This window comes from Neochlamydia sp. AcF95, assembly GCF_018342455.1.
In the GTDB taxonomy this organism is placed as follows: Bacteria; Chlamydiota; Chlamydiia; order Chlamydiales; family Parachlamydiaceae; genus Neochlamydia.
The window spans coordinates 1-16395 of sequence record NZ_JAEMUC010000064.1 but is presented as its reverse complement, the minus strand read 5'-3'; the positions used below and the strand labels follow the sequence as shown (position 1 = coordinate 16395).

Annotated in this window: 8 protein-coding genes; 6 read left to right on the top strand and 2 right to left on the bottom strand. The window is 35.5% G+C overall.

The annotated features are described in order from the left end of the window. Positions 1-14 precede the first annotated feature (14 nt). The 3 genes from NEOC95_RS07660 (at position 15) to NEOC95_RS07650 (ending at position 11460) form a co-directional block, all read left to right on the top strand. The gene (locus NEOC95_RS07660; protein ID WP_213152401.1) at positions 15-6806 is read left to right on the top strand and encodes an ankyrin repeat domain-containing protein; all 6792 of its coding nucleotides are present in this window, start codon (positions 15-17) and stop codon (positions 6804-6806) included. Between the two features lie 208 nt (positions 6807-7014). Then, the gene (locus NEOC95_RS07655; RefSeq protein ID WP_213152400.1) at positions 7015-10443 is read left to right on the top strand and encodes a preprotein translocase subunit SecA; all 3429 of its coding nucleotides are present in this window, start codon (positions 7015-7017) and stop codon (positions 10441-10443) included. 63 nt (positions 10444-10506) lie between these two features. Continuing rightward, positions 10507-11460, top strand: coding sequence for a hypothetical protein (locus NEOC95_RS07650; RefSeq protein WP_213152399.1), 954 nt, complete (start codon positions 10507-10509; stop codon positions 11458-11460). A 315-nt stretch (positions 11461-11775) separates the two neighbouring features. Here the strand turns inward: NEOC95_RS07650 and NEOC95_RS09540 are convergent, their stop codons facing one another. Then, the gene (locus NEOC95_RS09540; protein ID WP_278248292.1) at positions 11776-11904 is read right to left on the bottom strand and encodes a hypothetical protein; all 129 of its coding nucleotides are present in this window, start codon (positions 11902-11904) and stop codon (positions 11776-11778) included. A 262-nt stretch (positions 11905-12166) separates the two neighbouring features. Between NEOC95_RS09540 and NEOC95_RS07645 the strand changes: the two genes are divergently transcribed. Further along, the gene (locus NEOC95_RS07645) at positions 12167-12511 is read left to right on the top strand and encodes a hypothetical protein (protein ID WP_166154841.1); all 345 of its coding nucleotides are present in this window, start codon (positions 12167-12169) and stop codon (positions 12509-12511) included. An 838-nt stretch (positions 12512-13349) separates the two neighbouring features. Next, entirely contained in the window at positions 13350-14123 is a 774-nt protein-coding gene (locus NEOC95_RS07640; protein WP_213152398.1) for a hypothetical protein, read from the top strand. A 463-nt stretch (positions 14124-14586) separates the two neighbouring features. Here the strand turns inward: NEOC95_RS07640 and NEOC95_RS07635 are convergent, their stop codons facing one another. Then, positions 14587-15228, bottom strand: a complete 642-nt coding sequence (locus tag NEOC95_RS07635) for a YtxH domain-containing protein (RefSeq protein ID WP_166154845.1) — start codon at positions 15226-15228, stop codon at positions 14587-14589. 743 nt (positions 15229-15971) lie between these two features. On the opposite strand from NEOC95_RS07635, the gene NEOC95_RS07630 reads away from it, so the two are divergent. Continuing rightward, the coding region (locus tag NEOC95_RS07630) for an ISAs1 family transposase (protein ID WP_213152397.1) at positions 15972-16395 on the top strand (424 nt) is incomplete at its 3' end.

Genomic DNA, 16395 nt, shown 5'->3' with positions numbered 1-16395 from the left:
GAAAAAGTGAGAATATGACGCTAAATCCATTAAATCATTTAGATTCTTTGACAAGTACTCCTACCCTAACTCAAGAAAAGAAATTGACTAGAGACAATGCAGTAGAATTTCTTCGTACTTTGGTTCCTCTTACCTTTCCCTTTAAGGATGAAAAAGGATGCTATATCCAACTTTTCAAATTAGCAAATTATGGAATGATTGGAGTAATACAAAATCCTGAAAAGGATTTTTCTGTTATTCCAAAGAATAAAATTCGATCAGCCTTTGATCCAGAACTTAAAGGCCACAGCTTGATGACACGAATTGAAAAAATTTCCCAAAGAAGGTGGGACTTTGTTTTTAATGCTCTAAATAGAGAACTTCTTATCTTGCCCTATTTAGAAGGCGCTGGTCGGTTTAGCAAACACCTTCAAAATAGACATATTAAAACAGGGAATGCAAGTCCTGTATCACATTTAACAAAAGAAGAGCTCGTCAACAGATTTGAAGAAAAAGTGAAAGCTGGAAAATTTACAACTTCAGGCCCAGATCCAGCCAATGGGAAAGGAGCATACTATAATAAAAAAACAGGAGTTTTTTACCACATTGATCATCATAATCGGTTCGGAGAGCCTTCTCATATAGATGTATATCGAGATAATAAGCATCCTAGGTATAAATCACCGGTTGAATTTAGAGATAAATGGAGGTTTGCTTATAAAAAAGATCCTGATAAAAACTTTAAACCTGACTCTACACCAGGAAAGGCTCAATTTCATGAAACTTTACAAAAAACAGGGCTGGCAAAGTCGTTTAACTCTTGTCACCAAGATCATCCAGCTCCTACAAAAGGAGGGGCAAGGGGTGAAATTGGAGGTGTTGGCTGCTCTGTCGAGTTAATTGAGGGGCTCTTCGATTCTCCTGAATCGCTATTTGCAACGGAGCACGCCTTCTTTATCCCGGCTTTTGAAGGAGAGGATGTGCCCTTTAACAGTCAAGAACTGAAACAAATCCTTCAAGAGCTTGCTTATGGAATCTATGTTCATCATACTGTCCCTTTCTTCAGCCTACATTTCAATACAGATGCCAACTTGTATCCAGTTATCCATCCTGTTTATGAAAATACTCTTGTGGGCCAGGTTTTTAGCATGCTTGATTATTTTATGAAAGGCTATCTCAATGGAGGAGTTTTTAAGGAAACATTCATTCACGAATGGCAAAAAAAACCTGCTCCAATTCCCCTTAATAACTCTACGCTACAGCAATTGATTAATCTTAAAAGCTATACCGAAGCGCAACTAGGCGAAGATGATCAAACCTACACCTCAGTGAGATCTCTACTAAAACGATTAGAGAAGAGCAATTGGGAAATAATAAAGAAAGAACTTAGTGGACGTATATATGAAGCTTGGGATGATAGCTATCTAAAGGAAAATCCCATTTTCGAAGAGTATACAAAATTCACAAATTCCTTTCGAATTATTGCCAAACAAAAAGGCATTTATCAGTCAGAGGGGTTATTTGTCCTTACGCCTGACTTTGAGGTTCAATATACTATTGAACCTCACCCCGATTATCAGCAAGCACTTGAAGAATATTGTAAAATAAATGGCCGCTATCCTGCGGCTTACGATAAGCTCATCCATGTTTATGAAATCATGAAGCAGCAAATTCATAATCACATGGTGAAGATGCCATTTTGCCGTAAATATTTTGCTATGCTAGGGGTAATTAATTTCTTTTCTTATTACTTTATGACCTTGAAAAAACATCGTAAAATTCCTTTTTTATCAGAAGGAGAAGTTAAAGCGGCCGGTTGCCCAGCCCTCTTCCCCCCCCTTCCTCTTTTAGAGCCGCGTGAGGAAGAATTAAAAATCAATTTTTTCAAAATTTTTCAAACATTCATTAATCAAAATGAGACCTTAATTGGCCGGTTTCTCTCCCATCAGACAAGCATTATTGAAAATGATCGAATGAAGAGTGATTTTAAAAGAATCCTTCAAAAAGAAATTTATGGGAATGCTTCGCCTTTTCTGCAGCAAGACATGCTAGCTAATGAAACAAAATATGAAGTTTATATCGAGCAATGCACAAGCGAAATAGATATTTTAGAAAACATCAAGAATTTATTTGATCAATGTAAGCAAGCTCTTTTGGAAAACAGTGGGCAAAATTACAAGCTGATAAATGAGATAAACAATAATCCAGATATAATCATTCAGCGTTTTTTTAAGGTATTGCCTAGTATATTTAAAAACCAAAATAAACTAGAACCGATTGGGAAACTTAATCTGGACTGTTTCATCTTACCTAGCGAACAATCTGCCAAAGAGATCGAAACGGGTGAAAGAATTGTTGGAGGATGTGGAATGAATACCTCCTCACTAAAAGTTAAACCTTCTTTGATGAGCCATCAAATTTTAGAACAAATGGGGGGAGCACTCCAAAATACCAAAACGGGAGAGTGTTTAGTAGTTGAAAGTCATCATCCAAATGAGCCTAAAGGGATAATTTTTAAACTTGGTTTCGATAGTATGCTATTGGATTTTGGAAAAAATGACAAAAATTTTTCTTTCTTCATTTCTTCCTCTAGTAAAATAATGCGAAAACTTTTGCAAGCGATCACTCAAGACAACGAAGAAAATTTTGTTGACCTGATTCAAAATGTTGCATTAGATGGCATGCAAGACCGTGAGGGTCGTTCTTTGCTACATCATAGTGCAAGTGCAAGAAATCCCGCTTTCACCGTTGCTCTGCTAAAGAAAGGCTTATCTCCTCTTGTAGGCGACAATAAAAACTATCTTCCCGTCCATTATGCTGCCATGCATGGGCATTTAAATCAGTTGGAAGTTTTAACAGAGAAATATCCGCAGACCATAAATACTGGGAGTAATCAAGGAGCAACCCCTTTAATCGTCGCTATTCAGCACAAACAATTCAAAATAATTCAATGGTTAATACATCGAGGAGCATGGGGCGATGCCACGCTAAATGATGGCTATACAGTACTACATTGCATTGCTCATCAAGGTGATTTAAAATCTATAAAAATCCTATTAGAGCAGTCAGAAAAAGCTGTGAAAATAATTAATGCAGAGACCAATGAAGGCATTACTCCTCTTATGATTGCTTGTGCAGGAGGCTTATATCCCTTAGTCGATTATCTTCTAAAAAAAGGTGCTGATCCGAAAAAAAGGGCAAAAAATGGAAAAACAGCATTGGATTATGCTCTCAAGCATGATAATTTACAGCTATGCCAACTTTTGACTCCTCACTCAAGCTTAACTCCTTTTACCATTGAGATAGCCATCAAAAAGAATTCGCTAGAGATTAATCAACTTTTAAGCCAGCTTCCTGGCTATCTAGACTATAAAAATGCCATACGAGATACCCCACTCCTTATGGCTCTCCGCTATGCTCATCTTCCAGTGGCAATGAATATCCTAAATTTAATTAAAGACGTGAGGGATTTAGGTGCCAAAAATAAACTCAAAGAATCCCCCATCGAATTGGCCATTAGAGGTAAGTTTTATCCATTTCTTGAAGTTTTATTAAAACGTGGTGCTGAAATTACTCCTCAACGCCTTTTTAAACTTTTGCTGCAAACAGGTTACAAGGGAGGTTCTTCTTTTATTGACTCAATTTTTAAAAACGCCCATTTCACACAAATTGAACTGCAGGATTTGTTATTATCGGCTGCTAAAGCTGGTAATCATGTTGCTATTTCCAATCTCTTAATTCCTCAAGGAGTAAGTTTAGACACTATAAGAGGTACTAAGGGATGGAAAATTGAACATTATCTTGCTCAATCTGATGGAATTTATTTATTCAGAAAGCGTTACCAACAAACGAAAGACCCTCTCCAACCTTTAGCAGCGGAAGGAGGTAAAACTCTTCCCTATCTTGCAGGCGAGAATGGAAGTAAGCGAGTTTTTAGTTTCTTGGTTGGACAAATAAAGAAAAGAGGCTTACCTTTAATCAATCATTATCAAGGAAGACATTTATTTTACAGTGTTTTAGAAAGAGGTGACTTAGATCTCATTCGTTTATTTGTGGAAAAATTTGGTGCTTCTCATCTTGTTAACCATTCAATTGAAAATGGAAAAAATTTTTTCCCTGTTCATCTTGCTGCTCGAAGCACTTCAAGCAAAGTCTTAGGTTATTTATATGGTTGTGGAGCACAATTAAATGTCAAAGATGGCCAAGATCGTTATCCTATCTTTTATGCTGTTCAAAGCAAAAGGGAAGAAAACGTTGCATTTTTGTTAGATGAAAATCATCGCAACCCCATTACCCCAGATGTCATTTTTTATGCTGCTTCTTTCGCAGAAGAAGAGATATTAGATACACTTGTCAAAGCAGGAGCTGACTTGAATGAGCCAAGCTATCTTACAGGTGATACAGCCCTTTTGCTTGCCATTAAAGCCAAGGACATGGGAGCTTTTTTGAGATTAATGGAAAGGGGAGCTTCTTACGCTTGCCACAATCATGAGAGTTGGACACCCTTATTACTCGCTGCCAAAGAGGGTCAAGCAGAAATGTTAGAGATCATTTTGACTATAAATCCAAATGCTAAGCAAGAAAAAATAATGGGTGATAACGCCCTACATATTGCTTGTCGAGAAGGCCAAGAACATTGCGCTGAAATTCTGATTAAACATGGATTTTTAATTGATGAAGAAAATAAAACTAAGCTCTCTAGTCTTTCTTTCACAAACAATCATTATGCTGTGAAAGCTAAGCTAGGAATTAATCCAGAAAGAGAAAATTATCAAAGATTGATCCAAAAGCTGTATGATGCCGTCTCTAAGCAAGATCTTGCTTCTATTATAGAAGTATTACCTCAATGGCCAATTAATACCTATTTTACAATAAATTTAAAGGGGTTCAATTTGCGAGGTACGCTTTTACATCTCATTTTAAAATCTTGCGTTCATTCTGAAACTAAACAACTCAATCGTTTAATTACAGCCCTTACTAAAATTAGAGAATTTAATCCTCATTTAATAGATTTTGAGGGCAATTCATATGCGCATTTGATGATCAAAAATACTTCTTTAAATCCGACTCAATTCGATGCGTTTTCTTTGGATACAACCAATCATCAAGGACAAACGCCTTTGCATTTTGCAGCTGTCGCAGATAATATAGAGCTCCTGAAAAATCTCATCAAAAAGCTCGGCCCTTCTAAAGTAGATCCTGTAGATCATCAAGAGCTTACCCCTCTTTTTTATGCCATTAAAGAAAATAAACGCGAGCAAGTTAAAGAACTATTGAAAGGAGGCGCTAATATTGAATCCTGTAACGCTTCTGGCATCACACCTTTGATTTTTGCTTGCCTAAAAGGCAATTATCCTATTATTCGCCTCTTAATTAAATTTAGAGCAAATGTCAATCATAGAGTAAGTCTTAGTGATAAAAAAGGGACGAGTTATTTGACTCCTCTCTCGGCCTCGCTCTTATCTAAAAATGAAGAAATTACTCTTTTTCTTTTATTTCGTGGGGCACAATTCAATCGCATGAGCTATGAGGATCAGTTTATTGGACATATTGCTGCGACTCGCAATAAAATTTACATTTTACGTTTTCTTGCCGAGCAAGGATTATCGATTTCTACTTACGATGATCAAGGTTTACAGCCCATTCATGCTGCTGCTTTAGCAGGGAAGATCAAAGCTATGAAATTTTTGCTCTCTCAAGGTATTTCAGTTGAAACTCCTGTTTTAGATACAGAAAACGGACAGCACTCCCTTAAAGAAACTACACCCCTTCTTTTGGCAGCCAAACAAGGAACAGTAGAAGCAGTCAAATGGCTTCTTGAACATGGAGCGAACCCCCATAAAAAAACTTCTGAGGGTGTAGATATTTTGCAAAGCCTTATCGTAAATAGCGCGGGTAATACTCAAAGATTGATTACCCTCTTCCAAGAATATCTGCTAATAAACGACCTTGGCCAGCTGTTACCAGCTATTTGCTTGGCAATTGCAAAGGACTACATTGATCCCGTGAAAATTTTGTATACAATGGGTATTCCCATTTCTTCAAGGCTTGATCATGGATTGACAGGTCTACACTATGCTTGTCAATTCGGTGCTCTGCATGTTACCGAGTTTTTTCTCAAGCAAGGAGCTGACTGGAAACTTTGCAATGATACAGGTCAAATTCCTCTTGAGCTAGCTGCTGCTAATTCATCGCCTGAACAATTTAAATTGATGCTCGACTTCACTAACCCTTCTTTGGACTATCAAAATAGTAAAGGGGAGACATTAATGCATCTAGCAACACGAGCTGGTAATTTGACTCATGTGATGCTATTGATTGACCAAGGAGCTGATTTTGATATCCAAGATTCACTGGGAATGACACCTTTGCACATTGCCGCTGAAAAAGGGTTTAAAGAAATTGTTGAATTGCTAATAATTTGTGGCGCCGATCCTAAACTCAAAACTAGCTTTAACTCATGTTCTCCACTAGAACTTGCAACAATTGATATAAAGGAATGTATAGACCGTCTTCTTTTAATTATTACCCAAGCTCCTCAAAACAGTACCCCTCTTTATACAGCTGTTCTCGCAAATAACTCTTTAGCTATTCAATTGACGCTACGACATTTTCCAGTCAATCAGAAAGATGCTTTGGGTAGGACAGCTCTTCACTATGCAGTATATACTGAGAATTTAGAAATTATTCGTCTCCTATTAAAGCAAGAAGCTAATGTCCATGAAGAGGATTTAAATGGAGTTACTCCTTTGATAGTAGCTCATGAAGAGGTTATTAACCCAAAAGTAAAGCAATTCCTTGAAAAATTTAGTAGAAATTCTGATTAAATTGAGAAGCTCTCGAATAATTTTAAAATGGCTGCTAGGTAAAAATTAAAATGAGCTCTACTCTTTGCTAAGATAAGTATGCGGAGTCGAGTGTTCCATTTTAGGTAAGTCACAAGGGATGTTCACTTAAATAAAAATAAAAAAAATCGTAACCCTTACAGTTTAAATATTGTTCTCTCAATGAAAAAATGATGATAAGAAGGAAAAAATGAATTCTATTGAAATTGATCCTGTGCAATGGCTTTCTGGTACTGAAAGATCTACTTTTCAGCAATTGACAAGTCCTTTAAAAGAAATTTTTGAGCAATATTTGTATCAAATAAAAGGAAACGAAATAGATATCATCTCTGTTGCCTTAGGTGCTATTCGGGTAAGTCATGAACCAAATGAATTGTTTCTTAAACAACGGGAAAAATTCTTTGTTTGCCTCCTTTCAAACGCAAAATTTCAAACTCAACCCACATGGAATAAAGTTCTTGAAATTGCCCAAAAAGGATTTTTAGGTGAATTTCTGCATCAGATCGACAATAAAAAAAAAGCCTATCATTCCATCAAAACCCTTATTTCTTTGGTCGATCAATTTCATGCAGATAAGCTGCCTAGTTTAATCCATAGAAAACAAAAAAGCCAGCTCTCCAATTCACTTAACATCCCAGAATCTTCTCTAATTCTACAAGCTTACACCCAAATCTATGACTGTCAAACCTATTATGCTTTGCCAAAATTGATTGACGAGTTTTTATCTCATCTTTCAACTCATCAAAAATGGGAAAGCGAAACTTACGCATGTCTTTTTTACTCCCTTAACATTACCTATAACATTAAATTTGATGAATTTGAGAAACTTAAACTGTATAAGACTATTTTTTCTCTACATTCTCCAGAACGATTAATGGTGTTTGAGCATTCCTCTGAGGTAGATGTTAAGGAATTTTTGAGTTTATGCCTAAGCCTAAAAAACAAGGTAGGGGAAGAATTATTGGATGATTATTTAACTTCCTTAAATCAAACAACTGAATGGACCTTGAGCCAGGCCATGAAAAACTTAAAATTCTTATTGAAAATAAGAAAAAATGATAATTTTTATGCCTTAATAGACCAATGGAAAAATCAGCACCTTGAGTGGAATTTTTTAGTTACGCTTTCTAAAGATCAACTTAAGCCAACATCTTCCGATGAGACCTTTTTTCAAGATTCTATTTCGCAGCGTTTAACAAGATTTAAGCGAGATCCTACAATAACGCAGCCTTTGCATGATAGAGAACTACACCTTATTTTTCTTCAGTATCAAACCATTGAAAAATTATGTACCCACTATAAACAGCTGGAATTTCATGAACTCTTGAAGCAAGCCCACTCAATCCGCAACTTAGCCAAAACAGCTTCCATTAATGAAGAGAATCGTCTTAACTTGATTGCTATCGGTCGTGTCGCCATCTGGCTAGAGTTTGGTATTTATCCTTTTAGCACGCAAATACTTGCGCTTTTGGCTCTTCTGCTTGATGGAAAAAGCCGACAGGGACAAGTTAAAACAGGAGAGGGCAAATCAACAATTATTGCTCTTTGGGCTTTCGTCATGGCTATGGAGTGTCGCGCTATTGACGTTATTACCTCTGCTCGTTACCTTGCAATTCGCGATCACGATAAATTTGCCACCTTTTTTAAAAAATGTGGGATTACCATAAGTCACATTTGCCGTGATCGAAAAAGGCCTGAAGACTTTGAAGCACAGATCCTTTATGGGCCAGCATTTGATTTTGAATTTGCTTGGATGGAAGATATGCTTTGGGGATCAAAACTCTATCAACAACGGTTAAAAATTCCCTATATTCACCGCAATTTTGATGTTGTAATGGTTGATGAGTCGGATAATCTTCTAGTTGATAATGCTCAAAATGGGGCAAGGTTGGGTTGTCCAACCACTAATTCTTATGAATGGATTTATGCTCCAATCTTACTTTTTGTACGTGAGCATAAGGAAATAGTGAAAGAGAATCAAAACCAAGCGCTTATTTTATTGAAATCCTTTTTAAATCATACATTAAATCTAGAACAACAAAAAATGGTTAACCAGCTCCAAGATGATCAGCTCCAAACTTGGCTCAGGTCAGCTCATCATGTCTTATTTGAATTGAGCTTGGATAAGGAATATATCATCAAAGTAAAAAAGACTCCTCAAGGGCACGCGAAACGAACCATTCAAATTGTTAACCTTGACACTGGGCGAGTATCAGAAAATAGCCGCTGGGCAAATGGAATTCATGAATTTTTAGAGGTTAAACACGACATTCTCGTCGAAAAAGAAACTTTGTCTCCTCTTTCCTTATCTCATGCTGTTTTTTACAAATTTTACCATACAATTACGGCCTTGACAGGTACAGCAGAAAGATTTCAAACTAGAGAGATCTATCACATTGAGAGTTTTGATGTACCCCCACATCGTCCCTTACAAAGACAAGATTTTCCTATTCTGTTTGTTCCAACAACTGAAAAATATCATTCAACCATCTTACAAAACGTTAAGCAATGCATCCAGATAGGACGCCCTTGTTTGGTCTTATGTGCTACAATTAAGGAGACAAAAGAACTAGCTACACGCCTCTCAAAAGAAAAAATAAACGTTCAAATTCTAAATGAAGTACAAGAAGAACTCGAACATGTGATTTTAAATCGGGCAGGGGAGTCTCGCATGGTCACGATTGCCACAAATACAGCAGGTAGGGGAACAGATATTGTACTTAGTCAAGAAAGTTTACAAAATGGGGGCTTGCATGTTCTGCTAACATTTTATCCAGATTCACAAAGAGTCGAAGACCAAGCAATTGGTCGGGCGGGTAGGCAAGGACAGCCAGGGTCTTCCCAAATAATTGTAAATAAAGAATGCCTAGAAATTAAAGAGTTGATCAGCCAACAAGGAGAGGATTTAACAGATACTGTCCTTATCAATTTGCTAAAAAGGCAACGCGATTTAAAGGAAAAATCCTTGGCAACAATCCAAGTTTTCCAAGCAGAACTGCAGCGCTTTCTAGCTGCAAAAACAGAGCATTTCTTTTCAATTTTTCGACAATGGAGTGATCATGTAGCCCAAGATAGCACATTAGAAAGGTATGCCGAAAGACTCTGCTCCTTAAGAATAGCGTCTAAAAAAAGTATTGATTTTTCTTCTTTGGCTGGATTGGATCTTGTCTTGGCTGAAGAGTGCTTATCTTTATTAATAACCAAAAGAGGACAGCTAGCATGGAAAATTTTTCTAAAAAAAATTGTAGAAAGGTTAAAGGAAAAAGCAATTGAAGAGTGGGTCAATAATTTCTTCGAAAATGCTGAGGAACAACTAAGGCGCATCGCTCATATATTAGGTAAATTAAAATTAGAATTAGATCAAACTTTTGAAGTCAATTTACAAGATGACGCTCAAGCTTTTTCTAATCAGGAGAAAAGAGACTTATTTCAACTTATTACAGAACATTTTTTAAGGAATATAGAAGAGCACACAGAAGCCGCAAAAAGAGAAATTAATCAAAAATTTGACGCTCACCAGCTAAAATGGAATAATTATTTCTCTTTAGATGGTTCAGGACTTATGATTTACTTGAAAGAAATTACAAGCATCAATTTTTTGCCTATTCTAAAAAGATAATTTACATAATAAAAAACCATAGATGCTCTCATCCCAATTCTTAAAGAGGGCAATTTTAGTACATTGTCTTCTGCTTGCGATGCTTTAGGAGCAGTTGTACTGCAAGGAGGAGAGCTTTCTAAGGAAGCTGCAAATGCTCTTTTTCAAGCCCTCCAAGAGGGCGATTATATTGCCAAAAAATATGCCGCACATACTTTGAATATAATGGACCAGCAAAGAGACAAGCTTCCTAAGGCTATGCTCCAATGCCTGAAGAGGGTTAATTCTCTTGCTAGTGAGTATGTTGTCTATGGACTAAGAGCAACGGAACAGCAAGGGGACGGGATTACTAATCAAGAAATAGATGCTCTTATTCAAGGCCTCAAGGATGGCAATCATGATGCCAAAAATCATGCTGACTCTGTTCTAAGAATAGTGATAAGGCAAGGAAGCAGACAAGCTAGAAAAGCAGTGGTAGATGCCCTTATCCAAGCTCTCAAAAGACGCAACCTTGCTACCATAAGTTCTGCTGCCTATGCTTTAAAAACAATGGCAGAGCAAGGAGACGATCTTCCAAAAGAAGCCCTAGATGTCCTCATCCAGCTCCTCAAGAAGAGCAATCTTGCTGCCATGCGCTCAGCTGGCTACGTTCTAACGAAAGTGGTAGAGCAAGGAGGCGAACTTCTTCGAGAAGCCTTGGAAAGTCTTATCCAAATTTCTGAAGAAAAGAAGATTTATGATAAAGTATCTGCTGCAGATATGCTAAGGAAAGTCGATAAAAATGCTTTGTTAAAAATGGGTATGGAAGCATTTCCTTTAAGCGCTGAGATTTGCTTCTTTGTCGATGATAGCTTCTCACTTAAGGGCCAGCAGTTTCAAATTTCTGAGAAAAGGATAACTTACTTCTCGGAGTATAAACTAAAGCTTACCTACGATGAATTAAAAGAAAAGCTACCGGCACAGCTTGCTGCATGGCGGAAACGATTAGATAATCTTAGTCGAAATGGCAGCTCTCAAGGACATATCAATCAAACTTAGTGCAAAAAAGACTGCTGCTACTAATCTTAAATCATGGGCATGAAAGAGAAAGCTCTTAGAACTGATTTTAAAAAGATAAAAACTCCTGATCTCCAGCCAATTATACAACATAACATATATTATCAGACGTTACATTAATGAAAATTTCCTTATAATGAAAGGCCTTTTTTCTTTTCGTTAATACGCCAGAGTAATAGAAATGATGCTTAAAGCTATTATAAATAAAAAATAAGAGCATCCCTATTAAAATAATCTAAGCAAATTTGCCCTTTTATTTGCCCTAGATTATCGACATGAAAAGTCAATTGTAGCGTCTTAATTTTCTTTTTTTATGACTTCGGCTAACTGTTGCATAGTTTCCTCTTGGGCCGGATCAATTTGGCTAGTAATGCTGTTTAAATAGCTAGTAGCCCATAAAGCAACATATCTTCTTTTATGTTCCAAAGTCTCATAAATTTCCTGTATTCTTGTCTGATATGCTGAGTCGGGTTAATGTTTTCTAAACAAATGCTTTTTAAAGTGATACGCATCAGGCTCTATTACTAACTCATCTAAAATTGTTGCTTGTACAATTTAACTGACTCAAAGGTGGTATGATATTTAAAGAACAAGCAGCAATGATACTTATTGCATTTAAAGTAGGTTTAAATTATGTCTAATTGATGGTGCTTAATAATTAATTAATAAAAACAGTTAGAGGGCAAAAATGGGAGTTGACATATTAAAAGGAGAAGTTTTCTATAAAATTGTTGCTCCTTCTCTTGAAGAAGAGATGGTAAAACAAAAAGCCACCTCTTTAGGGATTTCAGAACTTAGAACTTTAGAGGAAAAAAATTTATTAACTAATAGCTTAGCCCGGGATATTCAGTCTAAAATCTCAGATTACCTTAATAAACAAGAAGTTCTTAGCAAAAATAAACATCTTAAACATTATAAAGCTTCTTCCCTTTACAAGTGGTCAGTGCTAGAACAAGCTGAGAAAGCAATGGAGACAATTTATCCTTATGCTTCTGATGAAAATTTGGCACTTTCTGAAAAATCTTCTAAGTAACTAGCAAATAAGCCCTTAGCAATTAATTACTTGCTCCTACTGTGCGGCATGGTAGCGAGGACTATATTGAGAGAAATGAAATAATATTCTTTCTATAAATTTATATAGGCCGTTTCCAGAATTAGTTATAAAAAAACTAAAGGCTACTTTGAGTTTTAATGATAATAAAAGGATAAGCAGTCCGAGATGCAAAAAATTTTAGATAAAAGAAATTATAAGCTGCCTACAAACTACATGTACCATTTTTGCCAGAAAACTTACAGTCTTTGCCTTGCTGATAAAGTTTTGATGCAGATATTGCACTCCTCTATCTTTTGATGAATATAGGCAGCTAACTTACATACAACTCACCTCTCATGATTAGATTTTTTAATGCACTCATTTAATCTTCACACGTTCTTTAAGCAGGATAATTTGTAGGGTAAAGAACAGTAGTCTGCGCCCTTCTTTCCAAATAATAAGGGAAGAAAAAAATGCTAGATTTGTCGCAATGCTTCTCCCCTCTTTTTTAGCATCCCATAATCTTTCTTTAATGGTTATAGCATTAAACTTCCAGCTAAGAATTTCTCTTTTATCTATTTATAAATTTAAGAAGAAGAATAGTATGTAGATTTCTTATGTTCTCCTCGTTTGTCTAAGCTCTTAACATCTACTTAAGTTTCTTCTTCACTTTTCAGTATGCAATTTCCAGGAATTAAGAGGATTACGAAGATTAAAATATTTATTTTCAAAGGCTTTTTGATGAGCATCTTTATAAAAATATTTTCTTTTAAATAAATTTCTCTTATGACAAGTTTAGGATATCTTTGGAGAGAACATGAGATCTTTCGCCCACACTATGCCATATTTTATAGGAGAAAGCAAAAAGCGCAATCCCCTACTTTTCTATCTAGCAATCCTTAATTTTGCTTTAGCAATTTTCTTGTTAAGCTTAATCCCCTTAGGTTCCCCAGTTGCATCTGAGACCATCCCTTGGATAAAGCCTATTAAGTTTGCTTTTTCTTTCGGACTTTATCTTTTGACGGTAGGATGGATTTTAGTATACTTGAAGATTTCTATAAAAATGCTTTCAGCTATAAGCCGGCTAACAGCCCTGCTTATATTTATGGAAATGCTTGTAATTGTTCTGCAGAGTATACAAGGAAAAATTTATCATTTTAGCATAGAGCAACCCTTAACACTTGCTATCTGTTATGGTATGTGCCTATACCTATTTTCTCATCTATTAATTGTAGCTAATACCCTTATTGCGAGTTATATTTTATATTTGTTTTTTCGCCCCACTACCCTTTGTTCCCCAGCTTATTTATGGGGGATTCGCTTAGGTTTAATGATATTTCTTTTAAGCTGTTTAGAAGGCGGTTTTATCGCTTTCCAGGATATGTATTTGAGGCAAGGGCAAGTACTAAGCGGATGGGGCTTACCCTTGGCAGATTATACTTCTCGAGGTTATCTAATATCCTCACATTTTTTTGGCCTTCATGCTCTGCAAGCTTTACCTATTATAGGCTATACACTAAGAAATAGATCATATAGCCAACAGCTAATATTTTCTACAGGAATTATCTATTTTATTATTTTTGGTTATCTTTTTGGAAAAGCCATTCATTAGATCTGTTGGGAGAAGCCGTAAAAATCTTTGCTCCAATGTCTTCTTTATAGTGCTTGCTTATTCTACTTTTTTGATTACACTTCCATAGAACTAGTCTAAAACCCTTATTAAATTATTTATTCGAAGTTTTCTTCTTATAATATTTTATTTAGAAAGGACTATATTTTTTTTCATCTCTGACTTATAGGTTAGTTAGAAGACACTTGTAAGTTACTCCTTATATAGTCACCTACTTTATAAAATCTCTCTTATTAAGCAGAGAGATATCTTTCCGAGAGATGGGTATACAGAGTAAGTTTTTTAAAGCGTAGAATTATTCGCTTAACTTTTAATAGGATGGTAGATCGTATGAATAGCATCTACAAGGGAGAATAACGCTTAAGATGATAAAATTTTAATTTTTAAAGGGAAGAAATTTTTGGCAGGCTTTTAGATCTAAAAGCCTGCCACTTAGAAAAGACACTTACTTTTTCATTCTTCTTCTAGCTTTTTTCTCAGCTTTAGCTGCTCTCTTTTCAGCTTTTTTCAAGTGCTTTTTTGCTCGATGAGATTCTTTCTTAGCATTTCTTGCGCCCTTATTCACTTTATCTTTGACTTTATCAGCAATTTTTCTGGTTTTATCACTGACTTTATCCTTGATATCTTCATATTTATCTTGGATCTTATCACCGATATCTTTAGCTTTATCTTTTATTTTTTCGACGGTGCCTTTATTTTTATCTTTAATATCTTCATATTTATCTTGAGCTTTATCACCAAAATCTTTGGATTTATCTCTTATTTTTTCGGCAGTGTCTCTAGTTTTATCTTTAATATCTTCATATTTATCTTGGGCTTTATCGCCAAAATCTTTGGATTTATCTCTTATTTTTTCGGCAGTGTCTCTAGTTTTATCTTTAATATCTTCGTATTTATCTTGGACTTTATCGCCAAAATCTTTGGATTTATCTCTTACGTTTTCCTTGATATTTTCATATTTATCTTGGATTTTATCTAGAGTATTATCTAGCTTTTCTCCTGGAGTAGCAGCACATAAGGCACTTGCTGATAGAGATGTCAAGCAAATAGCTCCTAAAATTGTAAGGGCAAAATTTAGTTTTTTCATAAAGACCTCCGTTAACAAGTTTAGTTCAAATTATACTAAGCAGTTAGAAGTTGCTGAATGGTAAAATTACCTTCATCAAAGATTCACCAATTTAACAAATTGATATAATTAAAGCTAGTCGCCAATCCAAATAAAATAATTGTTAATAATATTTCATGTAAGTTTTAATTTTAAAGTAATAGGTTTCACTTTTGACTCAATCAATCAGATTTCATCCTTTAATATTTAAACTTTCGTGATTTAACCCACATTCCGCTGGTTAATTTCCATTAACCTATAATTTCTGAAATGAGGCTTGAGTCAAAACATAAACTCCTACTCATTAAATAGTTAATCAATCCTCCTATAGTCATAATAGCTTTTAGATTATGATGGATTAATTAATTTATCATATTCCCTTATCTCAATTTCATTGCATAGTGTAAAAACAGTCCTACGGAGGTAAAGTCCTTGCTACAATACTTTTTCATCTTCCATGTTTTCGCTTTCTTTGCTTAGGGAGGAACACAAATAGGCTTTTCTAAAAAAACTGGGGGCCCACGTTCCCCTCTTTGAATTTAATTCCTTGATTGCTAACTCGTTAAAAAAATTAATTCTTTAATTTAAATTCTATTCCTTAATACTAAAAAATAATATCTTGGGATTGTTACAACCTGCGGAATGTGCAGGGAAATTGCATGAAGATTTAAGTTGACAAAGCAAGGGGTATAATTATCATTCTTTTCCTTAAAAAGGAGGAATGAATGAATACTCATAAACCCAATAGTATTTTTGCTGTATTTAAGGATCTGGAAGATCCAAGGAAGCAAAGAAACCAAATCTATAGTTTGTTTGATATTGTTACAATTAGCATTTTGGCAGTTTTATGCGGTGCAGATGATTGGGCAACAATCCATTTATGGGCATCTTGCAATTTACCTTGGCTGCAAGAGCATGGAATCTGCTTAGCAGGTGTGCCATCGCATGATACTTTAGGAAGATTTTTTCGCTATGTATCTGCATCGAATTTTGAAAGATGTTTTGTACAATGGACCCAAAATATTGCTGGAGCCATTAAAGGAGTGATTGCTATAGATGGCAAAACATTAAGAGGTTCGTGTGATGCAGCTCGTGAAGGAAAAGCAATTCACATGGTTAGTGCCTTTGCAGCAGAGAATAAGCTAATAC

Bases quoted from the DNA above. Each gene is read 5' to 3' on its own strand.
- NEOC95_RS07660 (WP_213152401.1), top strand. From the start codon at position 15: ATGACGCTAAATCCATTAAATCATTTAGATTCTTTGACAAGTACTCCT.
- NEOC95_RS07655 (WP_213152400.1), top strand. From the start codon at position 7,015: ATGAATTCTATTGAAATTGATCCTGTGCAATGGCTTTCTGGTACTGAA.
- NEOC95_RS07645 (WP_166154841.1), top strand. From the start codon at position 12,167: ATGGGAGTTGACATATTAAAAGGAGAAGTTTTCTATAAAATTGTTGCT.
- NEOC95_RS07640 (WP_213152398.1), top strand. From the start codon at position 13,350: ATGCCATATTTTATAGGAGAAAGCAAAAAGCGCAATCCCCTACTTTTC.
- NEOC95_RS07635 (WP_166154845.1), bottom strand. From the start codon at position 15,228: ATGAAAAAACTAAATTTTGCCCTTACAATTTTAGGAGCTATTTGCTTG.